A 25,700-nucleotide genomic window follows, 5' to 3' on the forward strand; every position below is an offset into this window, starting at 1 on the left:
GGCCGCTGGCTCACCTGCCGACAATAGCCAGCACCCCGCCGATAATCCCGACCGCGTTCAAAGCGGCACCGGCCCACCGCCAGAATTGCAGGTTCCAGTTCGACGGATCGAGGGCGAAAGCGTTCCACACGGTGAACCCGGCAACCACCGCCGCGAAGGCGGCCAGAAGTTTGTAGACTAGCGGCCAGCGTCCCGAGGTGAAAAGGAACAGCAGCGTCAGGGCCAGCGCAAGGCCGGCCCCGGCATAGGTTGCGGTCGGACCAAGGGCGGGGCGCCCGTTGGCAATCTGCACGGCGCCGTAAAGGTTCCAGGCGGTGCACAGGAGGCCCCAGCCCACCAAAAGCCAGAGCGCGATTCCGGCGGATCGGTGCCTTCCCGTCATTGCCTGCCTCCTGCCGTTTCGTTCGGTTGGCGCCCCATCAGATCTGGCCGGTCAATCGCACCGACCATAGCCCGGCGACCGTCCAGCCCAGGGCGTTGGTCGAACAGCAGCCGGCTGTCGATGCTGGCGGGGCGTTCACGTCGCAGACCGCATTCTGGACCGGCTGGCAGCAGCTGCACCCCTGCGACATCCCGCGGTCGGCGATGCCTTGGGCAAGCGCCAGTTCGTGGAAGTTGGTCCTGCCAAACAGCGGGCCGGTATTGCCGAGCGCGGCACGCTTGGTGCCTTGGGCCAGGATCGGATGGGTCGTGCCTTCCGAAACCGTCGCCAGCACCTTGATGTCCTTGATCGCTTCCGGTGCCACGGTGAAGGGGTCGGCATCAAGGATGGTGAAGTTCGCCAGCTTGCCGGGCTCGATGCTGCCAACTTCGCGTTCCATCCGGATCGAATGGGCGGCGTCGATCGTGACCGCCCGCAGCGCCTGTTCCACCGTCAGCCGTTGGTCCGGTCCGGCCACGCGGCCAGAAGTCGTCGTGCGGTTCACCGCCGCCCAGACCAGGAACAGTGGCTGGCCGGGGGCCATCGGCATGTCGGAATGGAACGAGATCGAAATCCCTTCGCGCTGAGCCTCGCCGATGGGAACGAGCCGATCGGCACGCTCTGGCCCCAGTCCGATTTCGGCGTAGCGGTCCGAAAGTGCCGTGACGTAGTAGGGGTTGGCGCTGACGATAGCGCCCAAGGCACGAATGCGCGGAACCTGATCGGGTCTGGCAAAGCCGAAATGCACGATCGTCGTGCGGTGATCGGCCCGGGGCTTGCGCCGCATGTTGCGCTCCAGCGCGTTGAGCACGAGGTCGAGACCTCCATCCCCGTTCTGGTGAATGTGGATGTGATAGCCAGCCTCCCAATAGGCATCGAAGGCCCGGTCGAACAGTTCGGGCTCCATGATCCATTCGCCTTTGTGGCCGTCCGTATAGGGTTCGGTCACCTGCATGAGCTGGCTGTAGATCGCGCCATCCGCAAAGAGCTTTACCTGATCCGGGAGAAAGGCCGTCCGGCCCGCCCCCCAGGACAGCACCGCCTTGGTCTCGCCGATCATGTCGCCGTCGATGTGCATCTGCGCCATCGATTTGCCGTCGGGCATGTAATACATGCGGAAGGGGGACTCGGACGCCCCGAGGATCAGGTTCTGCGCATCCTGAAGCGGCTTCGAGACGATGCCGCCGGGTTCGCAGGCCAGCGTCACACCGGCGCGGTGCATGTAATCCCGCGCAAGGTTCAGGCCTTCGAACAGACGATCCTTCGTTGCCAGGACCGAGGCGAGTTTCGGCATCACGGCAAAGCCGCCCTGTTCGTAGAAATGCCCGCCCTCGTAGCTGGATTGCTCCTTCGCGGCCCCGGTGAAGCCGTCGATGAACTCGGCCGTGATGCCGTATTTTTCGAGTGCCACCGTGTTCAGGATGAACTCGTGGGCCGAGCGATGCCAGACGATGATCGGTCGCGTCTTACTGATCGCATCGAGTTCCGGTCGACGCACCTTTCCGTGCCAATAGTGGTGATAGCCCCAGGTCACGAGCGGTTCGTCGGCAGAGGTAAGGCCAGCTTCGGCCGCAGTAAGCCGCTCGATGTAAGACTGCGGATCAAGCGCGGCCTTCGATGTGCCGCCGGGCAGCACCCAGTCCTCGATGGCGATTATCTCGACGGTCAGCGTAAGTGCCGCAAGAACGGGGTGGACATGCTGGTCGATCAAACCGGCAATCAGCACCTTTCCGTCGAACTGGGTGTCGACCGTGTAGGGCTGCGTGCCGGCCAACGTGATCAGATCGTCCACCTTGCCCACGGCAAGCACGCGAGAGCCGACGACGGCGACCGCCTCGGCCTCCTGGCTGTCGCCCGCCATGGTGATGATGCGCCCGGCCTTGAAGATGGTGATCTCGGGAAACAGCGACAGTTCCGCCCCGAGTTCCTGAAGGCTGCCTTCCTGAGCATAAAGCGTCATCGGAGCAACGCTCGCGCTTAAGGAGGCAAGCAGTTTCAGGGCAGTTCGACGGCTGAAGACAACCGGGCCGGTGTTGCGTGATACCATTTGTGCTTCCTCCTGGTGTTTGGGAGATTGTTGCACATGTCGATCGATTGATTGTGGGAGCTACGACATTTCAATCGGGGAGCGTCTTCCTTCTGAAGCGAGCTCACACGCACAGTGCGTTCCAAGCGCAAATCGAAGGTGAGCTAGGTGAATGCCCCTTTATGGGAATTCGAGCTGTGTCATTGTCGAAGTCCGGTTGGGGCCGAGGCTGTGTAAAAACTCGGTCCAGCATGGTCGACCCCGGAACGACGTTCTCCCGCCGGAGTAACCGCAATATTTTGTTCTGACGTGGGCCGCCAAAGGCGAGGTTCTGAGGAAACCGTTCTCTTAAGATTCTCGAAATTGGAGTTTTCACACAGTCTCGGCCGAGTGCGTCGATCCAGGTCCGCCAACTCGTGAATTCAATTGAGCACGCTGCTCCCGCCACTCCGCTGGTGGCGGCCTCATCAGCTTTGTCAGCGTCGTCTCAGCCCCTTGCTTTCCGTCAAGGATTGCTTCGATGGGCGTTGTTGCATAAGTCACGCTTGAGGCAAGACGGCCCCTTACCCCTTCATGATCATCAGCCCACGCGAATGATCTCGGCCGTGCCGAGCGCCGAGAAGCGGTTCATCAGTGCGACACGGATCTGGATTTCGGCGGTTTGGCTGTCTGGGTGTCTTGCTGCGATGCGTTCTCCGAAGGCTTTCAAGCAGCGCATCTTTGCTTCGATCCGGCTGCGGGCGTGGTATCCCGTCCAGCGCTTCCATAACGCCCTGCCGTAGTGCCGGGTGGCGCGCAGGGTTTCGTTTCGCGCGATTGCGGCGGGGCAATCCTCTTTCCAAGGTCGCCCGTTCTTGCGGATCGGAATGATCGCGGTGGCCTGTCGGTCGATGATCGCCGTATGGCGGCGTCGGGTGTCATAGGCACCGTCGGCGGTCACCGAGCTGATCTCCTCGCCTTCGGGGATCTGGTCGAGCAACTCCGGCAACACGGGGCTGTCGCCGTCGCTGCTGGGAGTAAACTCCACCGCTCTGATGTCGGATGTGGCCGTATCCATGGCCAAATGGACCTTTCGCCATTGGCGTCGGCGCTGAACGCCGTGCTTGCGTGCCTGCCATTCGCCATCGCCCAGGAACTTAATCCCGGTGCTGTCCACGAGCAGCTTCAAGGGGCCATCGGCACGGCGATACGGGATCTGGACGGCCAGCGTCTTCTGCCGCCGGCACAAGGTCGTATAGTCCGGCACAGCCCAATCCAAGTCTGCCATCTTGAGCAAGCTGGCCACCATCCCGGTCGTTTGCCTGAGTGGCAGCTTGAACAAGACCTTGATCGTCAGGCAAAACTGAACCGCCGCATCCGAGAATACCGCAGGCCGACCAGGGCTGCCGTCATGCGGCGCGAGCCAGCTCATCTCCTTGTCTAGCCAGATCAACAGTGACCCGCGCTTGCGGAGCGAAGCAGTGTAGCTGGACCAGTTCGTCGTGCGATAGCGGGCGGGTGATGGCTTGCTCATCCCACCCGTCTAACTGCATGGATTCATGATGTGAATCCTTCGCAGCCGGAGTTCTGCAACAATGCCGTTTGGCTGCCATTACGATTTAAACGGCGTACTACGCTGTTAGCCTTGGAGCGGTGCCCCAATTGGGGAATGTCGGCTTACACCCTTCCCTTGTGTCTCACCATCCAGTGCCAGCGCTCACCGCGTTGATTTAGGTCAATGCACTTTGCAGCACATAGCCGTATTCAAAAGACACGTCATTTTAGACGTGCGGTAAATGGACTTGCCCTGATTACGGCAGACATGAATGAGGATCACGATGACCTTGCGCAAACTGCTTCCCTCCGTCTTCCTTGCCATTGGTCTGGCTGCCACCCCGGCGGCTGCCTTCATGGCCAAAAACGGATTCACCGTGCGGCAGCTTGATGGTGGGCGGTTCGAGGTGCTGTCGCGCGGAGGACTGGGCGTGTCCGAAGCCTGGTGCGCAGCCGGCGACTTCGTCGTCCGCGCACTGGGCAAGCCTCGCAACACTCATATCTGGCGTATTTCTGAACCGCCGCGCCGCAGCGGCCAAAGCATCGTGTTCTCGCTTTCCTCCGAAGGAGCGGCCAGTTCGACCGGTCTGTCCAGCTTCGGCAGCGGATCGTCGGTCAGCGCCGCGCATGCAGAAAATATCTGCACTGCCCTCAGCGGCATGAGCGACCGATAGAGCAGTGGGCATTCCTCTTCGAGCGGGAGAAGGGGCACCCTACATTCGGCTTAAACCGGCCGGGCTGGATGAAGGGCCGGTGATCCCGGTGGCGGAGCAGGCCATCGAGAGCGGTTCGCCGGAGAGATTGATCGCGATGCTGACTGATACGCTGAACGAGCACCGGAAAGATTTCAGGGGGTCCGCGATCCCTTCCGGGCGGGATTCAAATAGCTGACAACCTCGGATTTGAGCGCGAGAACTTTGTCGACGATTTGCGCCGTTGCTGCGTCGACCTTATTTATCTCGCCGCCCCGCGCATCGCTTTCCAGTTTCGCGCACAGGTCACCGGCAGCTTCATCGCCAAGGTCGCGGCAGTTCGATTTGAGCGTATGCGCGACACGCCGCAGCACCGTCACGTCATTGGTCGCTGCGGCGCCAGCGAGGGTGTCGAGGAGGTCATCGACTTCGTCGACGAAACTTTGAAGGATTTCGGCGATCACAAGGTCATCGTCGCCAACCGCGTCCCGTATCCTTTGGAGGGCTTCGCTGGTCAGACCCATTCGGTTTCCTCTTCATGCATCTGCCGGGCGCGCGCGCGACTGCCTTGAAACCTCAGCACCGCGCAGCGCCCGTACGAGTTCGCTGATCTCGATCGGTTTGCTGACATAGTCGTCCATGCCGGCAAGAAGGTACTTTTCCCGGTCGCCGGCGATCGCGTTGGCCGTCAGGGCGACAATATAGGGGCAATCCGAGGCAGCACGCTGCGACCGGATCTTTGCGGTCGCTTCGAGCCCGTCCATGTCTGGCATCTCTATGTCCATCAGGATCGTGTCGAAGTCCGACAGGACGGCCAACGCGACGGCCTCCTCGCCGCTGGCAGCTACGACCGGCTCGAAGCCGAGCTTTCGAAGCGCGGCGGCGCAGAATTTGCGGTTGGTGGAGTTGTCGTCCACGATCAGTATGCGCAATGGAATGTCATCGGCGAGGCGCACATCAAGGTGCGAAGCCCGTGGATCGATTGAGGGTTCGGTAGCGCGACGCTCGGACCTCAGGGCAGATCCGATCACCTCGAGAAGTGCCGACGGCTTGATCGGCTTTACAAGGAACCCGGCGAACTCGTCCGCTCCCTCCATTCTGCCGATCTGCGACCGGGTGACGTGCAGCGAACTGAACAGGATCAAGGGAACCGACCGACCCCCGGGAAGCGCCCGGATCCGGCGCGCGAGTTCGAGGCCGTCCGTTCCCGGCATCTGCATGTCCAGGATCACGATATCGGGCCATGACCCGGTGGAGAGCCTGCGCAGGGCCTCGTCTGCACCAGACGCTTGGACGGACGCCATTGCGAAACTGCGCAGGTGCAACTCAAGCACCCGAAGGTTGGTGGCATTGTCATCGACGATCATCGCCGTCTTGCCCTGAACGGCGGCAACTGACGTTGGCTTGGAGGCGGAGAACGGCAGGGCATCCGCCAGACCCAGCGGAAGATCGAAGGAAAACTCGGTGCCGTTTCCCACGTCAGAGCGGACTGCGATCATTCCGCCCATCAGTTCGACCAGTCGTTTCGGAATGGCCAGCCCCAACCCGGTCCCGCCGTAGCGCCGTGTCGTCGACGCGTCCACTTGGCTGAAAGACTTGAACAGGCGATCCAGCCGATCCGCAGGTATGCCGATGCCCGTGTCGATGATCTGAAAATGCACGATCAACGGATCCGACTGGGCTGCTGCAAGGCGCGAAACACGCAAAAACACCTCGCCCTTTTCGGTGAACTTGACCGCGTTGATAAGCAGGTTCAGAAGGACCTGCCGCAGGCGCATCGGATCGCCCAAGACCAGCCGCGGCAAGGCCGGCTCAATCCAGTAGATCAGCTCCAGCTCCTTTTCGGCAGCCCGCGGAGCGATCACGTCAAGCGCCTGTTCCACCGTGGCGAAAAGGTCGAACCCGGTGGATTCGATATGAAGCGCGTCGGCCTCGATCTTTGAAAAATCGAGAATGTCGTTGATCACGGAAAGCAGCGAGTCAGAGCTTTGCGCGATCGTGTCGCAATACTCGCGCTGTTCAAGATCAAGAGGCGTGGCACCCAGCAAATGGGTCATGCCGATGATCCCGTTCATCGGCGTTCTGATTTCGTGGCTCATCGTAGCAAGGAAGGCGCTCTTGGCCAGGTTCGCCGCCTCGGCTGCCTCCTTGGCTGTTGTCAGCGATCGTTCCAACTCGCGCAGTTTCAACACGTCTTCCGAAGTGACTTTCAAAAGCCGCTGTGTTTCATCGAACAGGCGGGCGCGCTGCAAGGCGATGCTGGCCACATTTGCGATGATCGACAGAAGGTTCCGGTGGGTCGTGCCGAAGGCATTCTCGCGGTCGAGATTCTGCACCGAAATCACGCCACGCGTTTCGCCCTCATAGTGAAGTGGGGCAAACAGGCACGACATCGGCGGTTCACCCTGCCGAACCTCGGGGTTGCCATAGCGCACGCGCTCCTCTGCCATGTTTCCGGCGACCAATAGGGGCTCACCCGTCTGCATGACGTGACGACGGAAACCCACGGAAGGAAGTGGCTTGTCCGGATAGCGCACACCTCTTTCGATGGTGTACGGGAAATGGAACATGCCCTCTGCCTCGTTGAAAAGGCCGATATCAAGAACTTGTGCGTCAAAGACCTCGTGCATCTTGGTGCCGAGGATCTCGTATATCGACTGGGGATCGACGTTGGTGGCCAACGCCGCCTGAAGGTTGTTGATGAAATCCAGCTCTGAGTTGCGTTCCTTTGCGTCGCTGAGCAACCGCTGTGTCTGGTCGAACAGACGCGCATTCTGGAGTGCGGCACCGACCGAATTGCCGACGATCTGCAGGAAGCGCAGATTATCATGATTGAAGGCGTGGGGTTCGTAGGATTGCACGGTGAGGACGCCGAGCACGCGCCCGCTGCCGATGATCGGAACGCCGATGTAGGATTGCGTGTCGTCTTCGGGGCCCTGCGTGATGGCGTCGAGCGCGTCCATTTCCGCTTGTGTACCGAACAGGCGCGGCTCGTTCGACGTTAGGATGATCGATGTCAGGCCGCGTCCTAGTTCAAAGGACTCGAATTCCTGATAGCCCTTGTAATACGAGTAGGCGACGTCGATCAGGCCGGTCGCGTCGTTGAGAAGCAGCATTTCAGTCGCCTCTGCGCGGAAATGGCCTCTGATCGTGTCACCGATGAGAAGGCAGAGACTGCCGATATCAAGCAGGCTCTCAAGCTTCTTTCCGATATTGACGATGGCTGACAGTTCTTCTGCCCGCATCTCAGCGGCGCTCAGCAACCCTTCGGTGCGACCAAGCAGGTCGCGGTAGCGCTCCTGCTCGGTAAGGAGGGCGATTTCAATGGATCGCAACTCGGTGATGTCGCTTACGGCTACGTAGATCTGCGACCAGTCGCTCTCATGGCCCTCGGCTATGCGGAAATCCTCGAGAACCACGAGGGTTTCGCCAGTTTTGGTGTAGTCCTTGGTTTCCTGTTTGTATCCCTGCTGCCCGTTCAGGAACGCTTGGCAGATCCGTGCCCATTCCCACCATGCCAAGTTGCGGCGGTCTTCGTGGCGGAAGAAATCGGCAAGTTCCGAAATTGATCTGAGATCGTAGAGTTGAAGGCCAGCCGCGTTCACCAGAATCCATTCAACCAGATGCGGAATCCGCGCTGCCTCATCCGGGTTATCCTGAAAATACGCGATCAGATTATCGACACCTCGGGCCTTGATGCCATCAATGTATATCTTGAGGCGTGACCAGTCCTCGACGAACAGGGGCTGTGGGCTGGCTTCGAAAAACGCCTTGTAGGGCGTTGCCTCTTGTTCCAGCGAACCCTTGCGAGGGCGGGACCCTGTTCCGGTCGTAGCGTCCCTCATGTCGCGCCCCATGTCGGCTGATGTTGTGTCATTTTAGCCCCAGGACCTTGGCCAAACCCCTGCGTCGCGATTTGGGAGCGAACTGGACCTCAAGATCAGCAGCCTCGCTCTTTGGCCCGACCACCAGAAGCCCCGCAAAGATCAGGGCCAGCGCAATCGACGCACCGCTCGTCATGCGCTCGCCAAGCAAAAGGATGCTCCAGAAGATGCCCGCCAGCGTCGTGACGTAGGCTGCCTGGCTGGCAAAGACCGCCCCGGCCACCAGCACCAACAACACATAAAGGATGTAATTGAACGCATCGATCACCGCGTTGAGCAATATCAGCCAGAAGGGCGTGCCCAGGTTGGGCGAGAGCATGAACATGTGACCTTGTGACAAGGCGATCGGAAGCGTCAGGGCTGCGGACAGAAGATACATGACCCCAAGCCCGGCAATCGGGTTCATCGTGCTTTGGGATTCGCGCGCCGCAATCAGGATGTCCGTGATTGCCCAGAGAACCGGAATTGAGATGGCGAACAGAACCCAGAGCCAAGGATTCATGCCTCCGGCCGTTTCGCGCACGGCAATCAGGACGACAGCACCCGCGAGCCCGATGAGCAAGCCCAAAAAGCGCCGCCAGGACGCGTCCTCCATCCGCAGGACGGCGGCGATCACAAAGACGCCCAGCCCCTGAAACGCGAGGGTGATGGAAAGTATGATCCCGCTGACCCGTCCCGTCGCCTCGAATAGGATGACAGAGGAAGCAACGTTAAGTACGGCCCAGACCAAGAGAAAGGCGAGGGTCTGCCGTGACAGGGTTCCCACCCGTCCCATGAGTGCCGCGCCGCCAAGGCACAGGATCCCGGGCAAAAGGTCGCCCCAGAACGACAGCCCGGTGGCCATGGGGATCTGGGCGAACAGCAAGGCTGACATCGGAACCATCAGGCCGCCCGTTACGCCCGCAAGAATAAGCAGCACGAACCCCTTGGCCGTCCGCACGCTTCTGATGAGCGCACGTTCACGATCATAGACCTGCAGCGCCATCTCGGAGAAGACGCGGGCCAGCCGGCCAACCGAGTCATGCCGAAGCGCGACGGCCTCCAGCCCAAGGTTCTTTGGATGGAATGCTTTTTCTTCCATCATGGCCGCGGCGGACGAGATGCGTTCCACCTGGGCCAGATAGTCGAGTTCAGCGTCGCGCAGCCGCTTTTTCTCGATGCAGGCCTCGACGCGGGCGCGAAAGATGACCGCGCTGAAATCTTTGGGCAGAAAGTCGGTAGCCCCCAAGTCGATGGCGCGGGCAACGCTGTCGGTGTCGCTGTCCATCCCCGAAATGACCAGGACCGGGACCGACGCGAGGCGCGCATCCGCACGCATTGCCTCGAGCACGCCGAAGCCGTCGAGGCCCGGCATCACGATGTCCAGAAGGACAAGATCCACATCATTGCCGCGCAGAAAGTCCAAGGCGGCTTCGCCACTGTCGACTTCGATCCACTCGTGCCCGAGGTTTCTGACGGCCATCGCAATCTTGCGCCGGCTCATGGTGTTATCATCGACAACAAGCACGCGACTGCTCGGAGTTTTAGGCGTGTCAGATGTGTTCAAGCCAATTCCTGCTTTGCCAATCGGTAATTCCCCGGGTGCAAGCCGTCGTGTTACGGCTTTGGGCGCTGTCGTCCAAAAGCAAGGCGCGGGCCACTGGATGCATCAAAACCTTTTACCCAATCTCAGGCGAAGCCTGCGTCCAGATCGGCACCCTTATTGCCAAGGGTGCCTTGGTTACTGAAACCGAAACCGCGCAGACCATTCATGGCGAACGGAAAGGCGGGTCGTCAATGCTGCTATGCCTGAGAGCGGCGTCCCTAGCGGAATCGCTGGTCAGCAGCCTGTCTCCAAAATGGCTGCCGGCGGTGATTGGTCGACCGTGCGCCCCTCAAAAAGCTTGACGTCGACGCATACCGCAACAACGGGATATCAGCGTCTCTCAAAGTTTCAGATTCTGGTCAGGTCGGGGAGGTGCCGCCAGAGATCGCCCCAGCGCGAAATGACGCGCTGGGGTAATGACGCGCTGCGGTAATCTTCCATCAACTCAGCAGGTGGGTGTCGGGGATCCCGTAGACCGGGGTCGCGATCCCTTCCATCCGGGCTTTCAGTTGCAGCGACAGGAACTGCGAATAGTGGCGCGACTGGTGCAGGTTGCCGCCATGAAACCATAGGCCGTCCTGTTTCGTGGGCTTCCACATGTTGCGCTGTTCGCCGACCCAAGGTCCGGGGTCCTTGGTGGTGTCAGACCCAAGACCCCAGCATTTGCCCACCTTGTCGGCCACATCGCGGCCGATCAGATCTGCCGCCCAGCCGTTCATCGACCCGTAGCCTGTGGCATAGACGATCACATCGGCCGGCAGCACCGTCCCGTCCTCCAGCACCACCGCATCTTCGGTGATCTCCTTCACGTTGCCATGCGCCAGCTTGATCTTGCCGTCGATGATCAACTGGCTGGCGCCGACGTCGATGTAGTAGCCCGATCCGCGCCGCAGATACTTCATGAAAAGGCCGGAGCCGTCATCACCCCAGTCCAGCCAGAACCCGGCCTTTTCCAGCCCGGCGTAGAACTCCGCGTCCTTCTCGCGCATTTGCTTGTAAAGCGGGATCTGGAATTCGTGCAGGATGCGGTAGGGCAGGCTGGCAAAGATCATGTCGGCCTTGTTGGTGGTCATGCCGCCCCGAACCGCCTGTTCGGAGTAGAGCCCGCCGAGGCCGATATCCATCAATGTGTCGGACCGCACGATATGGGTGGAAGACCGCTGAACCATCGTGACATCGACGTCATTTTCCCACAGCGCCGCGCAGATATCGTGGGCGGAGTTGTTCGACCCGATGACCACGGCGCGCTTGCCTTTGTAGGCATCGGGGCCGGGGTGTTTCGACGAATGGTGCTGGTCGCCCTTGAACCGGTCCATGCCCGGATAGGTCGGCATGTTCGCCTTGGCCGACATGCCGGTGGCCAGCACCAGCTGCTTCGGCTTCAGCGTGACCTCGGCTCCGTCGCGGTCGACCACGACCGTCCATTCCTGCGTGGCCTCGTCATAGGACGCGTGCTTGCAGGTGGTCTTGGTCCAGTAGTTCAGCTCCATGATCCGGGTGTACATTTCCAGCCAGTCGCCGATTTTGTCCTTCGGTGCGAAGACCGGCCAGTTCGGCGGGAAGGGCAGGTAGGGCAGGTGGTCATACCAGACCGGGTCATGCAGGCAGAGCGACTTGTAGCGGTTGCGCCAGCTGTCGCCGGGCCGGGCGTTCTTTTCCACGATGATCGTGGGCACGCCCAGTTGCCGCAGCCGCGCGCCCAAGGCGATGCCGCCCTGGCCGCCGCCGATGATCAGGACATAAGGCTGTTCGGTATAGCCCAACTCGCGCGCCTCGGCCTCGCGCTCTTCCGCCCAGGTCGGGCGGTGCTTGTCGGCCCCGTGCCTGGCCCCCAACGGCCGGTCGAACCCGAGCGGCTCTTCATGCCCCTTCAACTCCACCATCGAGGTGAGGAGCGTCCAGATCTTGCCGTCCTTCAGCCGGATCAACCCGTAGCCTCGGGCAACCGCCGTCTCGAAGCTGATCCAGGCGGTGGTCACGCCGCCGTCTTCAGACGCCGTCTCGCCCTCGGCGATCCGCCAGTTCGACGGCTTTGTCGCGGCAAGCTGATGGCGCAACATGTCGGCGACCTCTGCGCGGCCTTCGACGGTCTTGATGTTCCAGGTGAAGGTGACAAGGTCGCGCCAGTAGCAATCGTCCTGAAACATCGCTGCCGCGCGGTCTATGTCGCCCGCTGCAAGCGCATCGCCGAAATCCGACAGGAACGCCGAGACGTGATCTGTCGCTATTGAATCGAGCATGGGTGTCCTCCCTCAAGTTCTCCCACTTGCAACGTGGCGCACTTCGGCGGCAACACCAAAGGATATTGCATCGCCGGGTTGTCGGGCCGTCAAGAATCTCGGCCCTGCCGATAACCGGCAAGGCAGGTGCCAAACCGGCGGCCGCTGCCAACGCCCGCCGAAGGGAGGCTAGGAACGCGATCAAGGCAGGTCCTGTGCCGGTCTTTGCTAGCAGTGCCATGCGCGTCAGCGGCGCGCCGTGTTGCATGAGGCCGCCGCTTCAGCCCGGGTCATCCGGCGGTGTGGCACTGACTGGCATCGAGCGCATCCGAGCCACTGTCTCCGCCTCGGCGCGGCGGCAGGCCACGGGGGGCAGGTGGCGGGAGAGCAGGTCCATGTCTTCCAGCACCCGCGTCCCGATCTCGCGCAGGGCGAAGGTCAGTGCGCCTGCCCGGTGCGGCGAGAATAGCATGTTCGGCACCTTCCGGATCGGGTCGTCCTTAGGCAGGGGTTCCACAGGGAAGACATCCGTCGCCACCCGGATGCGACCGCTAGCCGCTGCCGCCGTCAGGGATGCAAAGTCCACCGCCGCAGCACGTGACATCAGCAGCAGCATTGCGCCGGGCTGCATCAGCCCCAGGGCGCGCGCGTCGATCATCCCGGCATTGTCGGTGGTGACCGTCGCCATCACGAAGACGAAGCGGTTCCCGGCCATTAGGGCGTCAAAGTCCACTGGCTCCACCCCCAGACGCTTCAGATGGCCGGGCGGGAGCCAGGGGTCGAAGACCTGGGTCCGGCAGCCGAAGGGCGCGAGAAGGCGAAAGAGCGACCGGCCCAGATCGCCGAAGCCGATGATCCCGACCGATGAGCCCGCCAAGAGTTCGGACTGCTTGTTACCCTCGAAGAGCCACTTCTCCTGCCCCGCCAGAAAGGCCGCATGTTCGCCATGAATGTTCCGCGCCAGCGACAGCGCCATTCCCAGTGCCATCTCTGCCACGGGGGCGGCAAAGACCGCGCCGGGGGCAAGCACATGGATGCCGCGCCGGAAGCATTCGGCATAGTCGACGTTCGGCAGGAAATTCGTCTCGACATTGAAGATCGCGCGCAGCTTTGGCGCCAGCGCCAGACGGTCGGCCGCCATCGGCTGCTGCGAGATCAGGATTTCTGTCTCTGGCAGGTGGCGGGCGTAGAAGCGGTCGCGATCCTCGCCCTGCCATTCGGTCACCTCATAGCGCGACCGCAGCAGGGCAAGCTCTTCCGGCGAGAAGATCTCAGCTGTCGCTCGGGGTTCGGGGTCGTAAAGCACGCGCATGGCTTTTCCTTTCAGTCGACGGTCCGGCCCTGATCGGGGCTGTCCGTGCCGACCCGCCAGCCTCAGACGAGGATGTGGTCCCCGGTGATCACGTCTTCGACGTCCTGGATCGACGAGGTCTTCGGGCTGAGATCGTCAGCGACCACCGTCCCCCGCCGCATCACCACCATCCGGTCCACGACTTGGAAGACGTGATGGATGTTGTGGGCGATGAAGATGCAGGAATGCCCGGTGTCGCGCGCCTCGCGGACAAAGCGAAGGACACCTTGCGTTTCAGCGACGCCAAGGTTGTTCGTCGGCTCGTCAAGGACGATCAGGTCACTGTCGAAATACATCGCCCGCGCGATGGCCACTGCCTGACGTTCCCCGCCTGACAACGACCCGATTGGCGTCGTCGGCGGGATGTTCTTCGAGATGCCGACGCGCTTCAGCAGATCCGCCGCGACCTCGTTCATCCGGTTCAGGTCCAGTCGCCCCAGACTGCCCGTCGTCAGTTCGCGCCCCAGAAACAGGTTTCGCGCGATGGACAGTTGCGGGACCAGTGCCGAGTCCTGATATATCGTCTCGATCCCCGCTTCGATGGCGTCGTTGGTCGAGGTCATCGTGACCGGCTTGCCCTTGATCCGGATCTCGCCCGAGGTATAGGGCACCGCCCCCGACAGCACCTTGATCAGCGTGGACTTGCCCGCGCCATTGTCGCCCAGAAGGCCCACGATCTCGCCTCGGCGGATCGTCAGGTTCACGTCATGCAGCGCCTGCACACGACCGTAGGACTTTTCGATGCGCCGCATCTCGACGAGGGGGGTATCGGTGGGAGAAACGGTCATGCTTAGGTCCCCGCGTTGTGCCGGCGCTCAAGCGCGGCATGCAGCGCCATCATTCCCAGGATGATCGCACCGATGAAGATGTTGTAGGCCAGGCCCGGCACCCCGATCAGCACGATCCCATTTCGCATCAGGCGCAGGATCAGCACGCCCAGCACCGTGCCGATGATCGTTCCGCGCCCGCCCGACAGGACCGTGCCGCCGATCACAACCATCGCGATGACCTCCAGTTCATACCCGCTGCCGGAGTTCGGGTTTGCCGCCGAGACCCGGATCGACGAGATGATCCCGGCAAAGGCCGCCATCGCCGCAGACAGCATGAAGAGGATCACCTTCACCCGCTGGATCGGAACGCCCCGGTTGCGCGCGGCGCCCGGGTTCCCGCCGGTGGCCTGAATCCAGTTCCCGAAGCGGGTGGACGTCAGCAGCAGGTGCAGGATCACCGCCAGAAGGATGAACCAGATCAGGCTCATGTAAACCCGCAGGCCGCCGATGTAGAAATCACCCACCAGAAGGGTGGCAAGCCACTGGTCGCCGGCATCCCAGGTGCGCTGCGGAAAGCCCGACGTCAGCCACAGCGCCGAGCCGCGCACGACCAGAAGCATTCCCAGCGTCACCAGAAAGGATGGGATGCCCAGTCGGGTGACAAAAAGCCCTGAGAACAGCCCGATTGCCAGCGCAAGCAGCATCGCCAGCACAAACGCCACCGGCAGCGGCATGAGCCCTGCGTTGAAAAGCGCCCACATCACCACTGGCGCGAAGCCGAAGACCGAGCCGACCGACAGGTCGAACTCTCCCGCCGTCATCAGAAGCGTCATCGCCAGCGCGATCAGCCCCAACTCGACCGTGAAGGTCAAGGCGTTTCCGATGTTGTTCAGCGACAGGAAGGCCGGGTTGATCGTGGTAAACACGACAAGCATCACCACCAGCAGGACAAGCGGCCCGAACTCGGGCTTGGCGATGAAGCGTTTCAAGGCCCCCGGCTCGGGAGGGTGCGCCGCGGACAGCGTGGACTGGTCGGACATTCTGGTTCCAGGAGAAAAGGGCGGGGGAGTTGGGACCGCCCGCATGACTGCGGACGGCCTCGTCTCGACAGGCGGGGTGGATCAGTTGCCGCCCATGATCTTGGAATAGACCGACGCAGTGTCCTTTTCGTACAACGCGCCGGTGATGATGTTGAAGCCCAGCGGGATGCCGTCCTTTTCCATCATCAGCGAAGACAGGCACAGGTACGAGGTCGCCTGCGGGTCTTGCCACATCCCTGCGTTGACATAGCCTTCCATCACGCCTTGCGTCGTATCGAGCGAGTTGCCCCAGCCGACCACGGGGATTTCACCGGGCTTCACGCCCGCCTGGTCCCAGACCCGCTTGACCGAGCCGGTCACCATGTCGCCCAGACCGATCATGGCCTTGATCTTGTCGCGGTTGGCCGTGATGTAGTCGGTCATCCGGGTAATCACCTCGGCCTGATCCAGCGTCGCGTCGGTGACTTCCCAGGTGATGCCCAGAGGCTCAAAGACTTCCTTGATCCCCTTTTCCTCCTCGACGCCGTAGGACGCGCCAGGCACCTCGACCGGCATCCAGACGAAATCGCCCTGCTTCACCAGCCCCTTGTCGACAAGGTACTGGGCCCAGGCCTTTCCGACGGCCTTGAGGTCGCCGCCCACATAGGCGTTCCAGTTCGGCGCGGAATCCGAGGTGTTGAAGTTGATGATCGGAATTCCCGCAGCCCGTGACTCGGCCACAACGTCAACCATCGAGCCGGGATCGGGGCTGGTCGAGCAGATGCCGTCGGCACCGGCCGCGATGGCTGCGCGGACAGCTTCCTGCTGACTGGGCACATCGCCGGAATGGAAGGATGTGTTGACCGTGTTGCCGGTCGTCTTGGCAAAGGCCTCTGCGCCTTGCAGGAAGTACGTCCAGACCGGATCGGCCGGACCGCCATGCGACACCCAGTAGAAGGTCTTGCCTTCGGCGGCTGCAAGGCCTGCGGTCAAGGCAACAGCGGCGGCGGCACCTAGCAACTTTTTGAACATGTGGGTTTCCTCCTTGATAACCCTTGGGTCTTGAGCGACCCGATTGACGGTCGAAGCCGGTCGTTTCCGGCAAACTACCGTTCTGGTCGCGATACGACGGCGACCCGATCCAGCCCCGTCGCCGCAAAGGTCGCGACGGGTGTCTGCCTCCCTCGAAGCTTTTCTTTCCTGTTCGGCAATCGGGCTGCATCCCTCCTTATGCAGCCGCATCTCCCCGTCGCACGTTGTCGCATGGGCAGCGCCGGACAGGTTCAGCTTGCGGGATGCGACAGAGTGCCACAACTTGAAATCACATCAGATTGCATCATCCTCTCGAGTGCTGCGGCGATGCCGAGATCATGATCGGAATGTAACGAGCAAAACCACGACTGTCGGTGTGGCGCATAAGGCGGGCGTACCGCCTTGCCACCGCCGACGGGCGCGGAGATTCGCGCACAAGGAAGAGGCGTGAGAGCAGGGCCTGAATCAGGGGAAACGTGGGCGCGCGCCTGAAACCTCAGCACCCTTGCCGCTGACCTGGGTCGTCGCACTGGCCGCCGCGATTAGTGCGGCCTTTGCCTTCCGCGCGCTGAAGGGTGGGCTCAAATCCGCCGTATCTGGCAAGGCGACTGGCTGGGCCGTCGCCCTTGTGGTGATCGGTGCGGCGCTGCTGTACCAGTCCATCGCCCGGCGCTCACCCGACTTATGCGCCGCGCCGCCATGGCCGTGATCGCGCTGGTGACCGCCAAGGTCTTTCTGGTCGACGCTGCCGGCTTCACCTGCCTGACCCGGGTCTTCAGCTTCCTCGGCCCTGGACTGTCACTGGCGGGCCTCGTCTGGCTGAACTGCCGGGCGGGTCCAGCCGCGCAAGGCCCGAAAGACCGGGTTGCATGATCCCTGGCATCGCTTGAGGCGCGGAGTTCACCGCAACCCCGCGCGGCCCGGTACACGGTCGAGAAGGACCGACAGCTGGCCTGCGAAGATCCGAGCGCCGACATCCAGCTTTGCGGCCCCCAAGGTTAGGGCGGCCTGCAAGAACGAGGGGTGCCGCGAACATCTCGCGCCACCCCAAGGGTTGCTTAAGGCTTACTTGCCCCAGATCGCGGCATAAGCCTCGCGGTAGCCGTTGTTGGGGTCGAAGGTATTGCCCTCGGTTTTGGCAAGCCCCTCTTCCGTTACCAGCGCAGGCGCGGTGATGTAGCCCGAGCAGGCCTCGCCCGAGATGGCCCGGTTCAGCTCGTCCACCAGCTGCCAGCCCTGCAGGTTCAGCGGCTCGGCAACGGTGACGGCCTGGTATTGACCGGTACGGATGCGCTGGAAGGCGGCCTCAGACCCGTCACCGGCAGATCCGGCCTTGGGCGCGCCCTTGCCGTCGATCCCGGCTGCGGCGAGCGACGGACCCATGAAGTCGAAGTAGAGGTCATTGATCGCCAGCGAGTGCGTCCAGGACGCCCCGTACTTTTGCAGCAGCGTGGTGGTCAACGGCCCCATCCGGGTGGACGTTTCGGCGATGGGGGTGTCGACATATTCCAAGACCGTGCCGCCCGCATCTTCGATCACCTTCTTCATCCGGTCGGCCTTGTCGATGGCGATCTGGTAGGTGCTGTCGGTGAAGATCACGACACCGGGCTTGCCGCCCGCATCATCAAGCGCCCATTTCGCGGCTACTTCCGAGACCTGCATCGCATCGGTGGACACGTTCGCGAAGATGCCGCCCGGCGCGTCGCAGCCGATCTTCGGGCCGGAGTGCCACGAGACGATCGGAATACCCGCCGCCGTGACACCTTCCAGCGCGGCCTGCTGTTCTGCGGCGTCAAAGCCGTTGACCACAAGGCCGGCCGGGTTCAGCGCAAGGGCCTGACCGACAGCAGCGGAACGGCTTTGTACCGAGCCCGCGCCGTCAAGCACCTTGACCTCCCAGCCGATCTTGGCAGCAGCTTCCTCGATGCCGTTGGTGACGCCAAGGATGCCGCCGTTCTTGAGGTCGGCCGCGAGGACGACGATGGTCTTGCCCTCGGCCGCCTTCGGGCCGGTGGTCGGGCCGTCAAAGGCTTCTTGCGCGAAGGCCGTCAGCCCGGTTGCGGCCAGGATCGTGCCGGCCATAAGTGTCTGTAGCAGGGTCCGTTTCAGCATGGTGGTTCCTCCCTAAGATGCTGTTATTTCGATTTCGCGCCCTTCTTGCGCTGCGCGTAGCCGGCGATGCCGATGGCGATCAGAAGGGTTGTGCCGTTGAACATCGGTTCGACCCAGAAGCTGCCGCCGAACTGCTGGATGCCGGATATGCCCACCGCAAGGATCATCACCCCGACGATGGTGCCCCAGACGTTGACGCGCCCCGGCTTGATCGTCGTTGACCCAAGGAAGGCCCCGACCAGCGCTGGCAGCAGGAACTCGAGGCCCACCGAGGCCTGCCCGATCCGAAGCTTCGATGCCAGCAGCACCCCCGCCAGCGCTGTGAGCAGGCCAGACGAAACAAAGGCGCCGATCACGAACTTGCGGGTCGGTATGCCGTTCAACTCGGCCGCGCGCTGGTTGGCGCCGATGGCGTAAAGGTAGCGGCCAGTTGGCGTATATTCCAGGATCACCCACAGGGCCAAGGTGATCGCCAGCACGTAGTAGGCCGTGATCGGCAAGCCAAATACGAAGGTGCCGTTGATGGCGAGGAACGCGTCTGGCAAGACGCCGACCATCTGCCGACCGCCGGTGTGCCACAGGGCCAGCGCATAAAGCACGGTTCCGGTGCCAAGCGTCGCGATAAAGCTGTCGATCCGCGCGACTTCGACCAGAAGGCCGTTCAGCGCCCCGGTGATGATCCCGAGGACCAGCACGATCCCGACCGCGACCGGCCAGGGCAGGCCGTAGACCGTCTGCAGGCTGATCGCCAGAATGTGCCACAGAACGATCGCGTAGCCGACGGTCAGGTCGATACGTCCCGCCACCATCGGGATCATCGCCGCCAGCGCAAGCAGCGCGATGATCGCTTTGTCGCTGAGGATCGACCGCAGGTTCAGCACCGTCGGAAAAGTGTTGGGCAGCAGAAGCGAGAACAGGATGATCAACCCGACCATCAGAATGACAAGCCCATAGGTCGGCGCCAGGCGCAGCGCCTTTTGCACCCCGGTCAGGCCCCGAAGCTCGTCCTTCGTTGGTTCAACTGCGTTCGATTCAATTCCCGGCATGCGTAAGTCCTCAGGCGGCTTCACCGGCCGATGCGGCCTGGATCAGCGATTCAGTGGAAAGCTCGACGCCGCTGAGTTCTGCCACGGGCAGACCCCGGCTGAACACGATGGCCCGATGGCAGATGGCGGCGATTTCCTCGAAGTCGGTCGAGACGACGAGAACTCCCATGCCGCTGGCAAGCGCCTCGTAAAGCAGGTGATAGATTTCGGCCTTGGCGCCGACATCGACGCCCGCTGTGGGGTCTTCGGTGATCAAGAGCCTGCGGCCCGAGTCCAACCAGCGCCCCACGACCACTTTCTGCTGGTTGCCGCCCGACAGCGCCTCGATTGCAAGCGTCGGGTCATTCGGTGACAGGCCTACACGGCGACCGATCGCTTCGGACAATGCTTCTTCCCGGCGCGACGACATGACGGACAGCATGCCGCGTCCGGTCGCCGAGGGGTTGAGGAACGCGTTCTCGCGGATCGCCAGACCGGGTGCGACGCTTTCGCCGATCCGGTCCCGGGCGACCAGACCGATGCCGGAGCGCATCGCGGACTGGGCCGTGGTCAGATCGGGCGCCTTGCCGTCAAGACTGACTTTGCCTGCATGGGGTATTACCCCAAACAGCGCCCGGCCAATGTCTTCGTGCCCTGCGCCGCGCAGACCAGCGAGGCCCAACAACTCTCCGCGACGGATGGCGAAATTTACGGGTCCTACGGCCGGGGTAGCCAGGCCAGTGACCGTCAGGATATCAGGCCCGTCCAGAACGGCTGGGCGCGCGATTTCCCGAGCCTTGCGACCGACGATCAGGCTGACCAGTTCCTCTGGTGTCGTGTGGTCAATCGGGCGCATCCCGACCATCTGCCCGTCACGCAACACGGCGACCCGGTCCGCAATTCGAAAGATTTCGTCCAGCCGGTGGCTGACGTAGATCATCCCCACGCCCTTCGCCTTCAGGGGACGCAATGCGGCGAACAGGCGCTCCACCTCGTCGGCGGGCAGGCTGGCGGTCGGCTCATCCAGAACCAGAAAGTCGCTGCTGGCTGCCAGGGCGCGTGCGATTGCGACAAGCGATTTTTCGGTCCGGGTCAGGCTGGATACCCGGGCCGTCGCGGGAAACTCGGCCTCGACCAGACGCAGGGCTGCATCGGCGGCCGCCTCGGTCGCGGTCCAGTCGATCCTGCGGCCGCGACGGACGTAACCGAGGGCCAACGCGATGTTTTCCGCCACGCTCATCCATTCGATCAGGCCAAGGTCCTGGTGGATGAATGCGACCTTCTGCCCGCCCGCCTTGCCCGCCTCATGGGCATAGGGCACGCCGTCGATCCGCACGCCGCCTTCGTCAGGCCGGTGGATGCCGCCCAGAACCTTGATCAGAGTGGATTTGCCTGCACCGTTCTCGCCCAGAAGGGCCACGATCTCGCCACGTCCAACCGTCAGAGACACACCCTTCAACGCTTGCGTACCGCCAAAGGATTTGACGACGCGGTCAAAGAAAAGGCCGTCAGTCGACGGTGGCATTGCGGATCCTCCCTAGACGTTTGCGGCGCGGCTGATCTTGCGTCAGGTTTACCGGTAACGTAGCCTAGGGTGGTCCTGCACCCCGTTTATGTCAAGAAGAAAGTTATCGATAACATGGCGTCGAGCACAACCGGGGAAGCGCGTCGTTGAAGGCCAATCTCGAAGATATCGCCAAGGCGGCCGGGGTGTCGAAGATGACGGTCAGCCGCGTCCTGCGCGGCGGAACAGGCTTTTCCGACGAAACGCGGGACCGGGTGGTCAAGGTCTCGAAAAGACTGGGGTATGTGCCGAACCGGCTGGCAGCGGCCTTTGGTGCCGACCAATCCGGGACGCTGGTCGGCATGTGCGTGCCAAGGCTGACCTCGGGCCTTTTCGGCCAGGTCCTGGACGGGGTCGACCGTGCGCTGTCGCGGCTGGGCTACCAGCTGATGATCGGCGCCAACAACCACTCTGTTGACGAGGAGGAGGCGTGGATCCGCCAGGTCATCGCCTGGCGCCCTGCCGGCCTGATTCTGTCAGGGCGCACCCACACGCCCGCGACGGTCGATCTGCTCCGCAGCGCAGCAGCCCCGGTGGTCGAGATCTGGGATCTGACGACCAGTCCGATCGACATGTCGGTGGGCTTTTCACATTTCGATTGCGGTGCCGAAATGGGGCAGTTCCTTCTGCGACGCGGACGGCGGCGGGCGGGCTATGTCGGCGCTTCGGCCCGGGCGGACGTGACGGGTGCAGCCCGGCTTGACGGTTTCGACGCAACGCTCTCCCGCGCCGGGCATCCGCTGGTCGCGTGCGAGATCCTTCATGACACGCCCGGCTTCTATGCCGGCTACTACGGTCTGGAAACACTGCTCAGCCGCCAGCCAGATCTGGATGTCGTCTACTTCCACAATGACGAGATGGCGATCGGCGGCATGGCTTACGCCCAATCCCGCGGGCTGCGGGTGCCAGAGGACCTTGGCATCGCCGGCTGGGGCGGGATGGAGGCCGCCTCGATCCTGCCGCGCCGGCTGACCACCACCATCGTCCCCACCACTGGCATCGGCAAGGCCGCCGCCGAAGCCCTTGTCGCGCGCCTGAAGGGCGAGCCGGGCCAGGACGTGACGGTGATCCCGACCCGGCTGGAACCGGGCGAGACGGGCTAGCCCCTCACGGCCACTGCGCGCCCCTGCGGTTCAGGATCACCGAATAGACGCTGGTCGTCGCGGTGATGAACAGGCGGTGCTTTGCCCGCCCACCGAAGCACAGGTTCGACACCAGCTCCGGCACAAGGATCTTTCCCATCAGATGCCCGTCCGGGGCGATGCAATGCACCCCATCAGCGGCCGAGGACCAGAGGTTCCCCTCGCTGTCACACCGTATGCCGTCAGCGGAGCCGGGACTGATCGTGTGGAATACCCGCCCATTCACCGGCCGCCCCGCGACCATGTCGTAGACGCGGATATGCTGTGGGTCCGCACTGTGCATCCGTCCGGTATCGGCCACGTAAAGGCGCGTTCCATCGGGACTGAACGCCAAGCCGTTCGGGCAGGCCATGTCCAGGATCATTGCCTCGATCCCGCCCGCCGCGTCCACCCGGTAGACCGCGCAAGGCAGTTCCTGCGCCGCGCGGAACCCTTCGTAATCGGTCATGATCCCGTAATGCGGATCGCTGAACCACAGGCTGCCGTCCGGGGCCGCGATCACGTCGTTCGGGCTGTTCAGACGCTTGCCGTCGAAGCTGTCGGCCACCACCGTCACCACCCCGTCCCATTCGGTCCGCGTCACCCGCCGCGTGCCGTGCTCGCAGCTGACCAGCCGACCTTGACGGTCACGGGTATGGCCGTTGGCATAGTTGGAAGGGACACGGAAGGTGCTGATGCCCTCTTCCGTCCAGCGCAGGATGCGGTTGTTCGGGATATCCGAGAACAGTAGGCAACCAAGGTCGCCGAACCACACCGGCCCTTCGACCCAGTCGAAACCGGTCGCCAGCCGCTTAACTGGTGCGTTGCCCAGTACATAGGCCCCGAGCGCCGGATCATGGACTTCGAAGAATGACATGACAGCCCTCTCTCTTTCCAGTATTTGTTATCGTTACCATATACGGCCGTCAAACCGAAAGGCCCCACCCATGCAGGTCACCAACCCGACCGAACGGCTGACCGATGCCGCACTTCTTGCCATGCTTCATGCGGCGGCGGACAAGGCGCAGGCTATGGGCCAACCCCAGTGCATCGTGATCGTCGATCCTTCGGCAGTCGACCTTGCGGTCCTGCGGATGACGGGGGCAAGGGTCCTGTCGCTGCGCTCGGCGCGGGCCAAGGCGCAGACGGCGGCTTCGACCGGCAAACCCTCGGCCGCGTTGCCCGAGGCGGTCCGCTCCGCCATCGCCGCCGCGACCGAAGGCACGATGACCGGCCTTCCCGGCGGGCTGCCGATCTGGCGAAACGGCGTCCTCCTTGGCGGCATCGGTGTCGGCTCAGGCTCTGGCGCACAGGATGTCGAGGTGGCCGAGGCCGCCCTTGCCGCCATCGGCGCGACCGCCCAGCCTTAAGCCGAAAACACGATCTGCGCCTTCATCGCCTGGCTTCGGTCGCTGGCAAGCCGGAACGCAGTCTCGGCCTCATCAAGGGCGACCGTGTGGGTGATCAGCGGCTTCACGTCGATTAGCCCCTTCTGCATCAGGCCGACCCCGACAGCGAATTCTGAGTGAAACCGGAACGACCCGCGCAGCTCCAGCTCCTTCGCGGTGATCGCCATCATTGGAAGGGTCATGTCGCCCCCAAGCCCAAGTTGCAGGATCACCCCACGTGGGCGCAAGGCCGCGATCCCGCCAGCCAGCGCTGCCGCCACCCCGGTGCATTCGTAAAGCACGTCGAAGTAGCCCTTTTCCGCACCATAGGCAGCCAGCGCGTCGGGGTCAGAGCCGGTGTTGATCACCCGGTCCGCGCCCACCTTGCACGCCAGCGACAGGGTGAAATCCGACAGGTCGGTCGCGACGATCTCTGCCGCCCCGGCCCGGCGGGCGGCCAGGATCGACAAGACCCCGATCGGCCCGCAGCCGGTGACCAGCACGCGCTTGCCCAGCATCTCGCCCGCGCGGCGGGTGGCGTGCAGCGTGACGGCCAGCGGCTCGCCCATCGCCGCCTCACCCGGGGTCAGGCCGGTGGCATCAACGCATTGGCTGGCATCGGCAACAAGGGTTTCGCGAAACGCGCCTTGAATATGCGGAAAAGGCATCGCGCTGCCGTAGAACCGCATGTTCAGGCATTGGTTGGGCAGGCCCTCCAGACAGAACCTGCAACCGCCGCACGGACGGCTGGGTGAGACCGCGACAAGCTGCCCCTTGGTGAAGGTCGTGTCGCCCGCGTCGTCGACATAGGCCGAAACCTCATGCCCAAGGATCATCGGTTCCTTGAGCCTGACGGCACCGAAACCCCCGTGGTTGTAGTAGTGCAGGTCCGACCCGCAGACACCTCCCGTCGCCAGCCGCAGGCGCAGTTGCCCCGGGCCGATGGCTTCCTCGGCCCGCTCCTCGATCCGCAGGTCACGGGCTGCATGAATGACAATCGCCCGCATCACAGCACCGGCGTCAGCAGCGGCTGCCCTGCAAAATGTGCACTCAGGTTGTCGCGCATCAATTTCCCCATCGCCTTGCGGGTATCGACGGTGCCCGAGCCGTGATGCGGCTGCAACAGTACGTTCGGAGCGGTCAGGAAGCGCGGGTTCAGGTTCGGTTCGCCCTCGAAAACGTCCAGCGCAGCGCCGGCGATCTTGCCGCCTTCCAGCGCATCCAGAAGGGCGGCCTCGTCGACGTTCGCGGCCCGGCTGATGTTGATCACCGTCCCCTCTGGCCCCAGCGCCTGCAGCACGCGGGCATTGACGATGTGACGGGTCTCGGCCGTTGCGGCAAGGGCCACGAACAGATGGTCCGACCGCTCGGCCAGCGCGACGGCATCGGGAACGAATGTCCAACCCTCGGCGCCTGGTTTCGGCGCTCTTGCGGAATAGGCGATCTCCATCCCGAACCCTTGCAAGCGCCGGGCAATCGCTGTGCCGATCCGCCCGAGCCCCAGAATCCCCGCCCGCGTGCCCGAGACCTTGCGCGTCAGCGGAAACATACCCTTTGCCGCCCAATCGCCGGAGCGGACCCAGGCTTCCGCAGGGCCGGTGCGCCTGACCAGCGCCAGAAGCATAGCCACGGCGATATCAGCCACATCCTCTGTTAGTACGTCGGGCGTATTGCTGACCTTGATCCCGCGTGCCTTGCAGCTTGCGAGGTGGACCGCGTCGTAGCCCACCCCGAAGACGCTGATCATTTTCAGGTTTGGGCAGGCCGCAATCATCGCTGCACTTGCCCCAAGATCGCCGCGCGTGGCAATCGCCTCGATATCGGGGCCAACTGTGGCCAGAAACGCGTCCTTGTCTGCGGCCTCCCACCAGCGGCGGACAGTATAGGCGGCATCCAGCGGCACTTGATCCCATTCCGGATAGGGGCCGACTTGCAGCACATGGGGCTTGGTCATCTGT

At 62.9% G+C, this 25,700-nt stretch carries 23 protein-coding genes; 6 read left to right on the forward strand and 17 right to left on the reverse strand.

The window, feature by feature from the left end; translation table 11 throughout:
• Window positions 1-10: 10 nt before the first annotated feature.
• The 3 genes from ACROUL_RS05985 to ACROUL_RS05995 form a co-directional block, all read right to left on the reverse strand.
• Window positions 11-382 carry a hypothetical protein gene (locus ACROUL_RS05985; RefSeq protein WP_431298605.1) on the reverse strand — a complete coding sequence of 124 codons (372 nt, stop codon included), beginning with the start codon at window positions 380-382 and terminating at the stop codon, window positions 11-13.
• Between the two features lie 37 nt (window positions 383-419).
• Window positions 420-2,381 carry an amidohydrolase gene (locus tag ACROUL_RS05990; RefSeq protein WP_431298606.1) on the reverse strand — a complete coding sequence of 654 codons (1,962 nt, stop codon included), beginning with the start codon at window positions 2,379-2,381 and terminating at the stop codon, window positions 420-422.
• A 646-nt stretch (window positions 2,382-3,027) separates the two neighbouring features.
• On the reverse strand, window positions 3,028-3,960 hold the full coding sequence (locus tag ACROUL_RS05995) for an IS5 family transposase (RefSeq protein ID WP_431298607.1): 933 nt from the start codon (window positions 3,958-3,960) through the stop codon (window positions 3,028-3,030).
• 304 nt (window positions 3,961-4,264) lie between these two features.
• On the opposite strand from ACROUL_RS05995, the gene ACROUL_RS06000 reads away from it, so the two are divergent.
• Window positions 4,265-4,654, forward strand: a complete 390-nt coding sequence (locus ACROUL_RS06000; RefSeq protein WP_431298608.1) for a hypothetical protein — start codon at window positions 4,265-4,267, stop codon at window positions 4,652-4,654.
• A 4-nt stretch (window positions 4,655-4,658) separates the two neighbouring features.
• Entirely contained in the window at window positions 4,659-4,871 is a 213-nt protein-coding gene (locus ACROUL_RS06005; protein ID WP_431298609.1) for a DUF6448 family protein, read from the forward strand.
• Here ACROUL_RS06005 and ACROUL_RS06010 read toward each other — a convergent pair.
• The 8 genes from ACROUL_RS06010 to ACROUL_RS06045 all read right to left on the reverse strand — a co-directional run bounded on the left by ACROUL_RS06010 (window position 4,828) and on the right by ACROUL_RS06045 (window position 16,532).
• The gene (locus ACROUL_RS06010; RefSeq protein ID WP_431298610.1) at window positions 4,828-5,196 is read right to left on the reverse strand and encodes an Hpt domain-containing protein; all 369 of its coding nucleotides are present in this window, start codon (window positions 5,194-5,196) and stop codon (window positions 4,828-4,830) included. The two genes, ACROUL_RS06005 and ACROUL_RS06010, sit on opposite strands and share 44 nt — an antisense overlap.
• A 12-nt stretch (window positions 5,197-5,208) precedes the next feature.
• Window positions 5,209-8,517, reverse strand: a complete 3,309-nt coding sequence (locus ACROUL_RS06015; RefSeq protein WP_431298611.1) for a response regulator — start codon at window positions 8,515-8,517, stop codon at window positions 5,209-5,211.
• Window positions 8,518-8,545: 28 nt separating this feature from the next.
• Window positions 8,546-10,063: a response regulator gene (locus ACROUL_RS06020; RefSeq protein ID WP_431298612.1), complete on the reverse strand. Its 1,518-nt coding sequence runs from the start codon at window positions 10,061-10,063 to the stop codon at window positions 8,546-8,548.
• 518 nt (window positions 10,064-10,581) lie between these two features.
• Window positions 10,582-12,381 (reverse strand): NAD(P)/FAD-dependent oxidoreductase, encoded by a 1,800-nt coding sequence (locus tag ACROUL_RS06025; protein ID WP_431298613.1) that lies wholly within the window; start codon window positions 12,379-12,381, stop codon window positions 10,582-10,584.
• A gap of 259 nt (window positions 12,382-12,640) precedes the next feature.
• Window positions 12,641-13,672, reverse strand: coding sequence for a hydroxyacid dehydrogenase (locus ACROUL_RS06030; protein ID WP_431298614.1), 1,032 nt, complete (start codon window positions 13,670-13,672; stop codon window positions 12,641-12,643).
• A 62-nt stretch (window positions 13,673-13,734) separates the two neighbouring features.
• Window positions 13,735-14,499, reverse strand: coding sequence for an ATP-binding cassette domain-containing protein (locus ACROUL_RS06035; RefSeq protein ID WP_431298615.1), 765 nt, complete (start codon window positions 14,497-14,499; stop codon window positions 13,735-13,737).
• Between the two features lie 2 nt (window positions 14,500-14,501).
• Window positions 14,502-15,521, reverse strand: coding sequence for an ABC transporter permease (locus tag ACROUL_RS06040; RefSeq protein ID WP_431298616.1), 1,020 nt, complete (start codon window positions 15,519-15,521; stop codon window positions 14,502-14,504).
• An 81-nt stretch (window positions 15,522-15,602) separates the two neighbouring features.
• Entirely contained in the window at window positions 15,603-16,532 is a 930-nt protein-coding gene (locus tag ACROUL_RS06045; protein ID WP_431298617.1) for a substrate-binding domain-containing protein, read from the reverse strand.
• Window positions 16,533-17,037: 505 nt separating this feature from the next.
• On the opposite strand from ACROUL_RS06045, the gene ACROUL_RS06050 reads away from it, so the two are divergent.
• Window positions 17,038-17,241 (forward strand): hypothetical protein, encoded by a 204-nt coding sequence (locus ACROUL_RS06050; RefSeq protein WP_431298618.1) that lies wholly within the window; start codon window positions 17,038-17,040, stop codon window positions 17,239-17,241.
• Window positions 17,232-17,405, forward strand: a complete 174-nt coding sequence (locus ACROUL_RS06055; RefSeq protein ID WP_431298619.1) for a DUF2339 domain-containing protein — start codon at window positions 17,232-17,234, stop codon at window positions 17,403-17,405. Before ACROUL_RS06050 ends, ACROUL_RS06055 begins: the two co-directional genes overlap by 10 nt.
• Window positions 17,406-17,597: 192 nt before the next feature.
• Here ACROUL_RS06055 and ACROUL_RS06060 read toward each other — a convergent pair whose 3' ends face one another.
• Genes ACROUL_RS06060 through ACROUL_RS06070 form a run of 3 tightly spaced genes read right to left on the reverse strand, consistent with a single transcriptional unit; the run spans window position 17,598 to window position 21,194 of the window.
• Window positions 17,598-18,644, reverse strand: coding sequence for a substrate-binding domain-containing protein (locus tag ACROUL_RS06060; RefSeq protein WP_431298620.1), 1,047 nt, complete (start codon window positions 18,642-18,644; stop codon window positions 17,598-17,600).
• Between the two features lie 23 nt (window positions 18,645-18,667).
• The gene (locus tag ACROUL_RS06065) at window positions 18,668-19,690 is read right to left on the reverse strand and encodes an ABC transporter permease (RefSeq protein ID WP_431298621.1); all 1,023 of its coding nucleotides are present in this window, start codon (window positions 19,688-19,690) and stop codon (window positions 18,668-18,670) included.
• 10 nt (window positions 19,691-19,700) lie between these two features.
• Window positions 19,701-21,194 carry a sugar ABC transporter ATP-binding protein gene (locus tag ACROUL_RS06070; protein WP_431298622.1) on the reverse strand — a complete coding sequence of 498 codons (1,494 nt, stop codon included), beginning with the start codon at window positions 21,192-21,194 and terminating at the stop codon, window positions 19,701-19,703.
• A 146-nt stretch (window positions 21,195-21,340) separates the two neighbouring features.
• On the opposite strand from ACROUL_RS06070, the gene ACROUL_RS06075 reads away from it, so the two are divergent.
• The gene (locus tag ACROUL_RS06075; RefSeq protein WP_431298623.1) at window positions 21,341-22,336 is read left to right on the forward strand and encodes a LacI family DNA-binding transcriptional regulator; all 996 of its coding nucleotides are present in this window, start codon (window positions 21,341-21,343) and stop codon (window positions 22,334-22,336) included.
• A 4-nt stretch (window positions 22,337-22,340) separates the two neighbouring features.
• On the opposite strand, the gene ACROUL_RS06080 is transcribed toward ACROUL_RS06075, so the two are convergent.
• Window positions 22,341-23,231, reverse strand: a complete 891-nt coding sequence (locus ACROUL_RS06080) for an SMP-30/gluconolactonase/LRE family protein (RefSeq protein ID WP_431298624.1) — start codon at window positions 23,229-23,231, stop codon at window positions 22,341-22,343.
• A gap of 70 nt (window positions 23,232-23,301) precedes the next feature.
• Between ACROUL_RS06080 and ACROUL_RS06085 the strand changes: the two genes are divergently transcribed.
• Complete coding sequence (locus ACROUL_RS06085) at window positions 23,302-23,724, forward strand: GlcG/HbpS family heme-binding protein (protein ID WP_431298625.1); 423 nt, start codon at window positions 23,302-23,304, stop codon at window positions 23,722-23,724.
• On the opposite strand, the gene ACROUL_RS06090 is transcribed toward ACROUL_RS06085, so the two are convergent.
• Window positions 23,721-24,749: an L-idonate 5-dehydrogenase gene (locus ACROUL_RS06090; protein WP_431298626.1), complete on the reverse strand. Its 1,029-nt coding sequence runs from the start codon at window positions 24,747-24,749 to the stop codon at window positions 23,721-23,723. The genes ACROUL_RS06085 and ACROUL_RS06090 overlap by 4 nt on opposite strands.
• Window positions 24,749-25,696: a 2-hydroxyacid dehydrogenase gene (locus ACROUL_RS06095; protein ID WP_431298627.1), complete on the reverse strand. Its 948-nt coding sequence runs from the start codon at window positions 25,694-25,696 to the stop codon at window positions 24,749-24,751. The genes ACROUL_RS06090 and ACROUL_RS06095 overlap by 1 nt, the downstream gene beginning before the upstream one ends.
• Window positions 25,697-25,700: the final 4 nt, after the last annotated feature.

The sequence above is a fragment of the Tabrizicola sp. BL-A-41-H6 genome, assembly GCF_050632395.1.
In the GTDB taxonomy this organism is placed as follows: domain Bacteria; phylum Pseudomonadota; class Alphaproteobacteria; order Rhodobacterales; family Rhodobacteraceae; genus JAUYQR01.

Coding starts and splice junctions, on each gene's coding strand:
- ACROUL_RS06065 (WP_431298621.1), bottom strand. CDS start 19,690: ATGCCGGGAATTGAATCGAACGCAGTTGAACCAACGAAGGACGAGCTT.
- ACROUL_RS05985 (WP_431298605.1), bottom strand. CDS start 382: ATGACGGGAAGGCACCGATCCGCCGGAATCGCGCTCTGGCTTTTGGTG.
- ACROUL_RS06010 (WP_431298610.1), bottom strand. CDS start 5,196: ATGGGTCTGACCAGCGAAGCCCTCCAAAGGATACGGGACGCGGTTGGC.
- ACROUL_RS05995 (WP_431298607.1), bottom strand. CDS start 3,960: ATGAGCAAGCCATCACCCGCCCGCTATCGCACGACGAACTGGTCCAGC.
- ACROUL_RS06085 (WP_431298625.1), top strand. CDS start 23,302: ATGCAGGTCACCAACCCGACCGAACGGCTGACCGATGCCGCACTTCTT.
- ACROUL_RS06035 (WP_431298615.1), bottom strand. CDS start 14,499: ATGACCGTTTCTCCCACCGATACCCCCCTCGTCGAGATGCGGCGCATC.
- ACROUL_RS05990 (WP_431298606.1), bottom strand. CDS start 2,381: ATGACGCTTTATGCTCAGGAAGGCAGCCTTCAGGAACTCGGGGCGGAA.
- ACROUL_RS06070 (WP_431298622.1), bottom strand. CDS start 21,194: ATGCCACCGTCGACTGACGGCCTTTTCTTTGACCGCGTCGTCAAATCC.
- ACROUL_RS06040 (WP_431298616.1), bottom strand. CDS start 15,521: ATGTCCGACCAGTCCACGCTGTCCGCGGCGCACCCTCCCGAGCCGGGG.
- ACROUL_RS06080 (WP_431298624.1), bottom strand. CDS start 23,231: ATGTCATTCTTCGAAGTCCATGATCCGGCGCTCGGGGCCTATGTACTG.
- ACROUL_RS06025 (WP_431298613.1), bottom strand. CDS start 12,381: ATGCTCGATTCAATAGCGACAGATCACGTCTCGGCGTTCCTGTCGGAT.
- ACROUL_RS06015 (WP_431298611.1), bottom strand. CDS start 8,517: ATGAGGGACGCTACGACCGGAACAGGGTCCCGCCCTCGCAAGGGTTCG.
- ACROUL_RS06055 (WP_431298619.1), top strand. CDS start 17,232: ATGGCCGTGATCGCGCTGGTGACCGCCAAGGTCTTTCTGGTCGACGCT.
- ACROUL_RS06095 (WP_431298627.1), bottom strand. CDS start 25,696: ATGACCAAGCCCCATGTGCTGCAAGTCGGCCCCTATCCGGAATGGGAT.
- ACROUL_RS06030 (WP_431298614.1), bottom strand. CDS start 13,672: ATGCGCGTGCTTTACGACCCCGAACCCCGAGCGACAGCTGAGATCTTC.
- ACROUL_RS06090 (WP_431298626.1), bottom strand. CDS start 24,749: ATGCGGGCGATTGTCATTCATGCAGCCCGTGACCTGCGGATCGAGGAG.
- ACROUL_RS06060 (WP_431298620.1), bottom strand. CDS start 18,644: ATGCTGAAACGGACCCTGCTACAGACACTTATGGCCGGCACGATCCTG.
- ACROUL_RS06000 (WP_431298608.1), top strand. CDS start 4,265: ATGACCTTGCGCAAACTGCTTCCCTCCGTCTTCCTTGCCATTGGTCTG.
- ACROUL_RS06045 (WP_431298617.1), bottom strand. CDS start 16,532: ATGTTCAAAAAGTTGCTAGGTGCCGCCGCCGCTGTTGCCTTGACCGCA.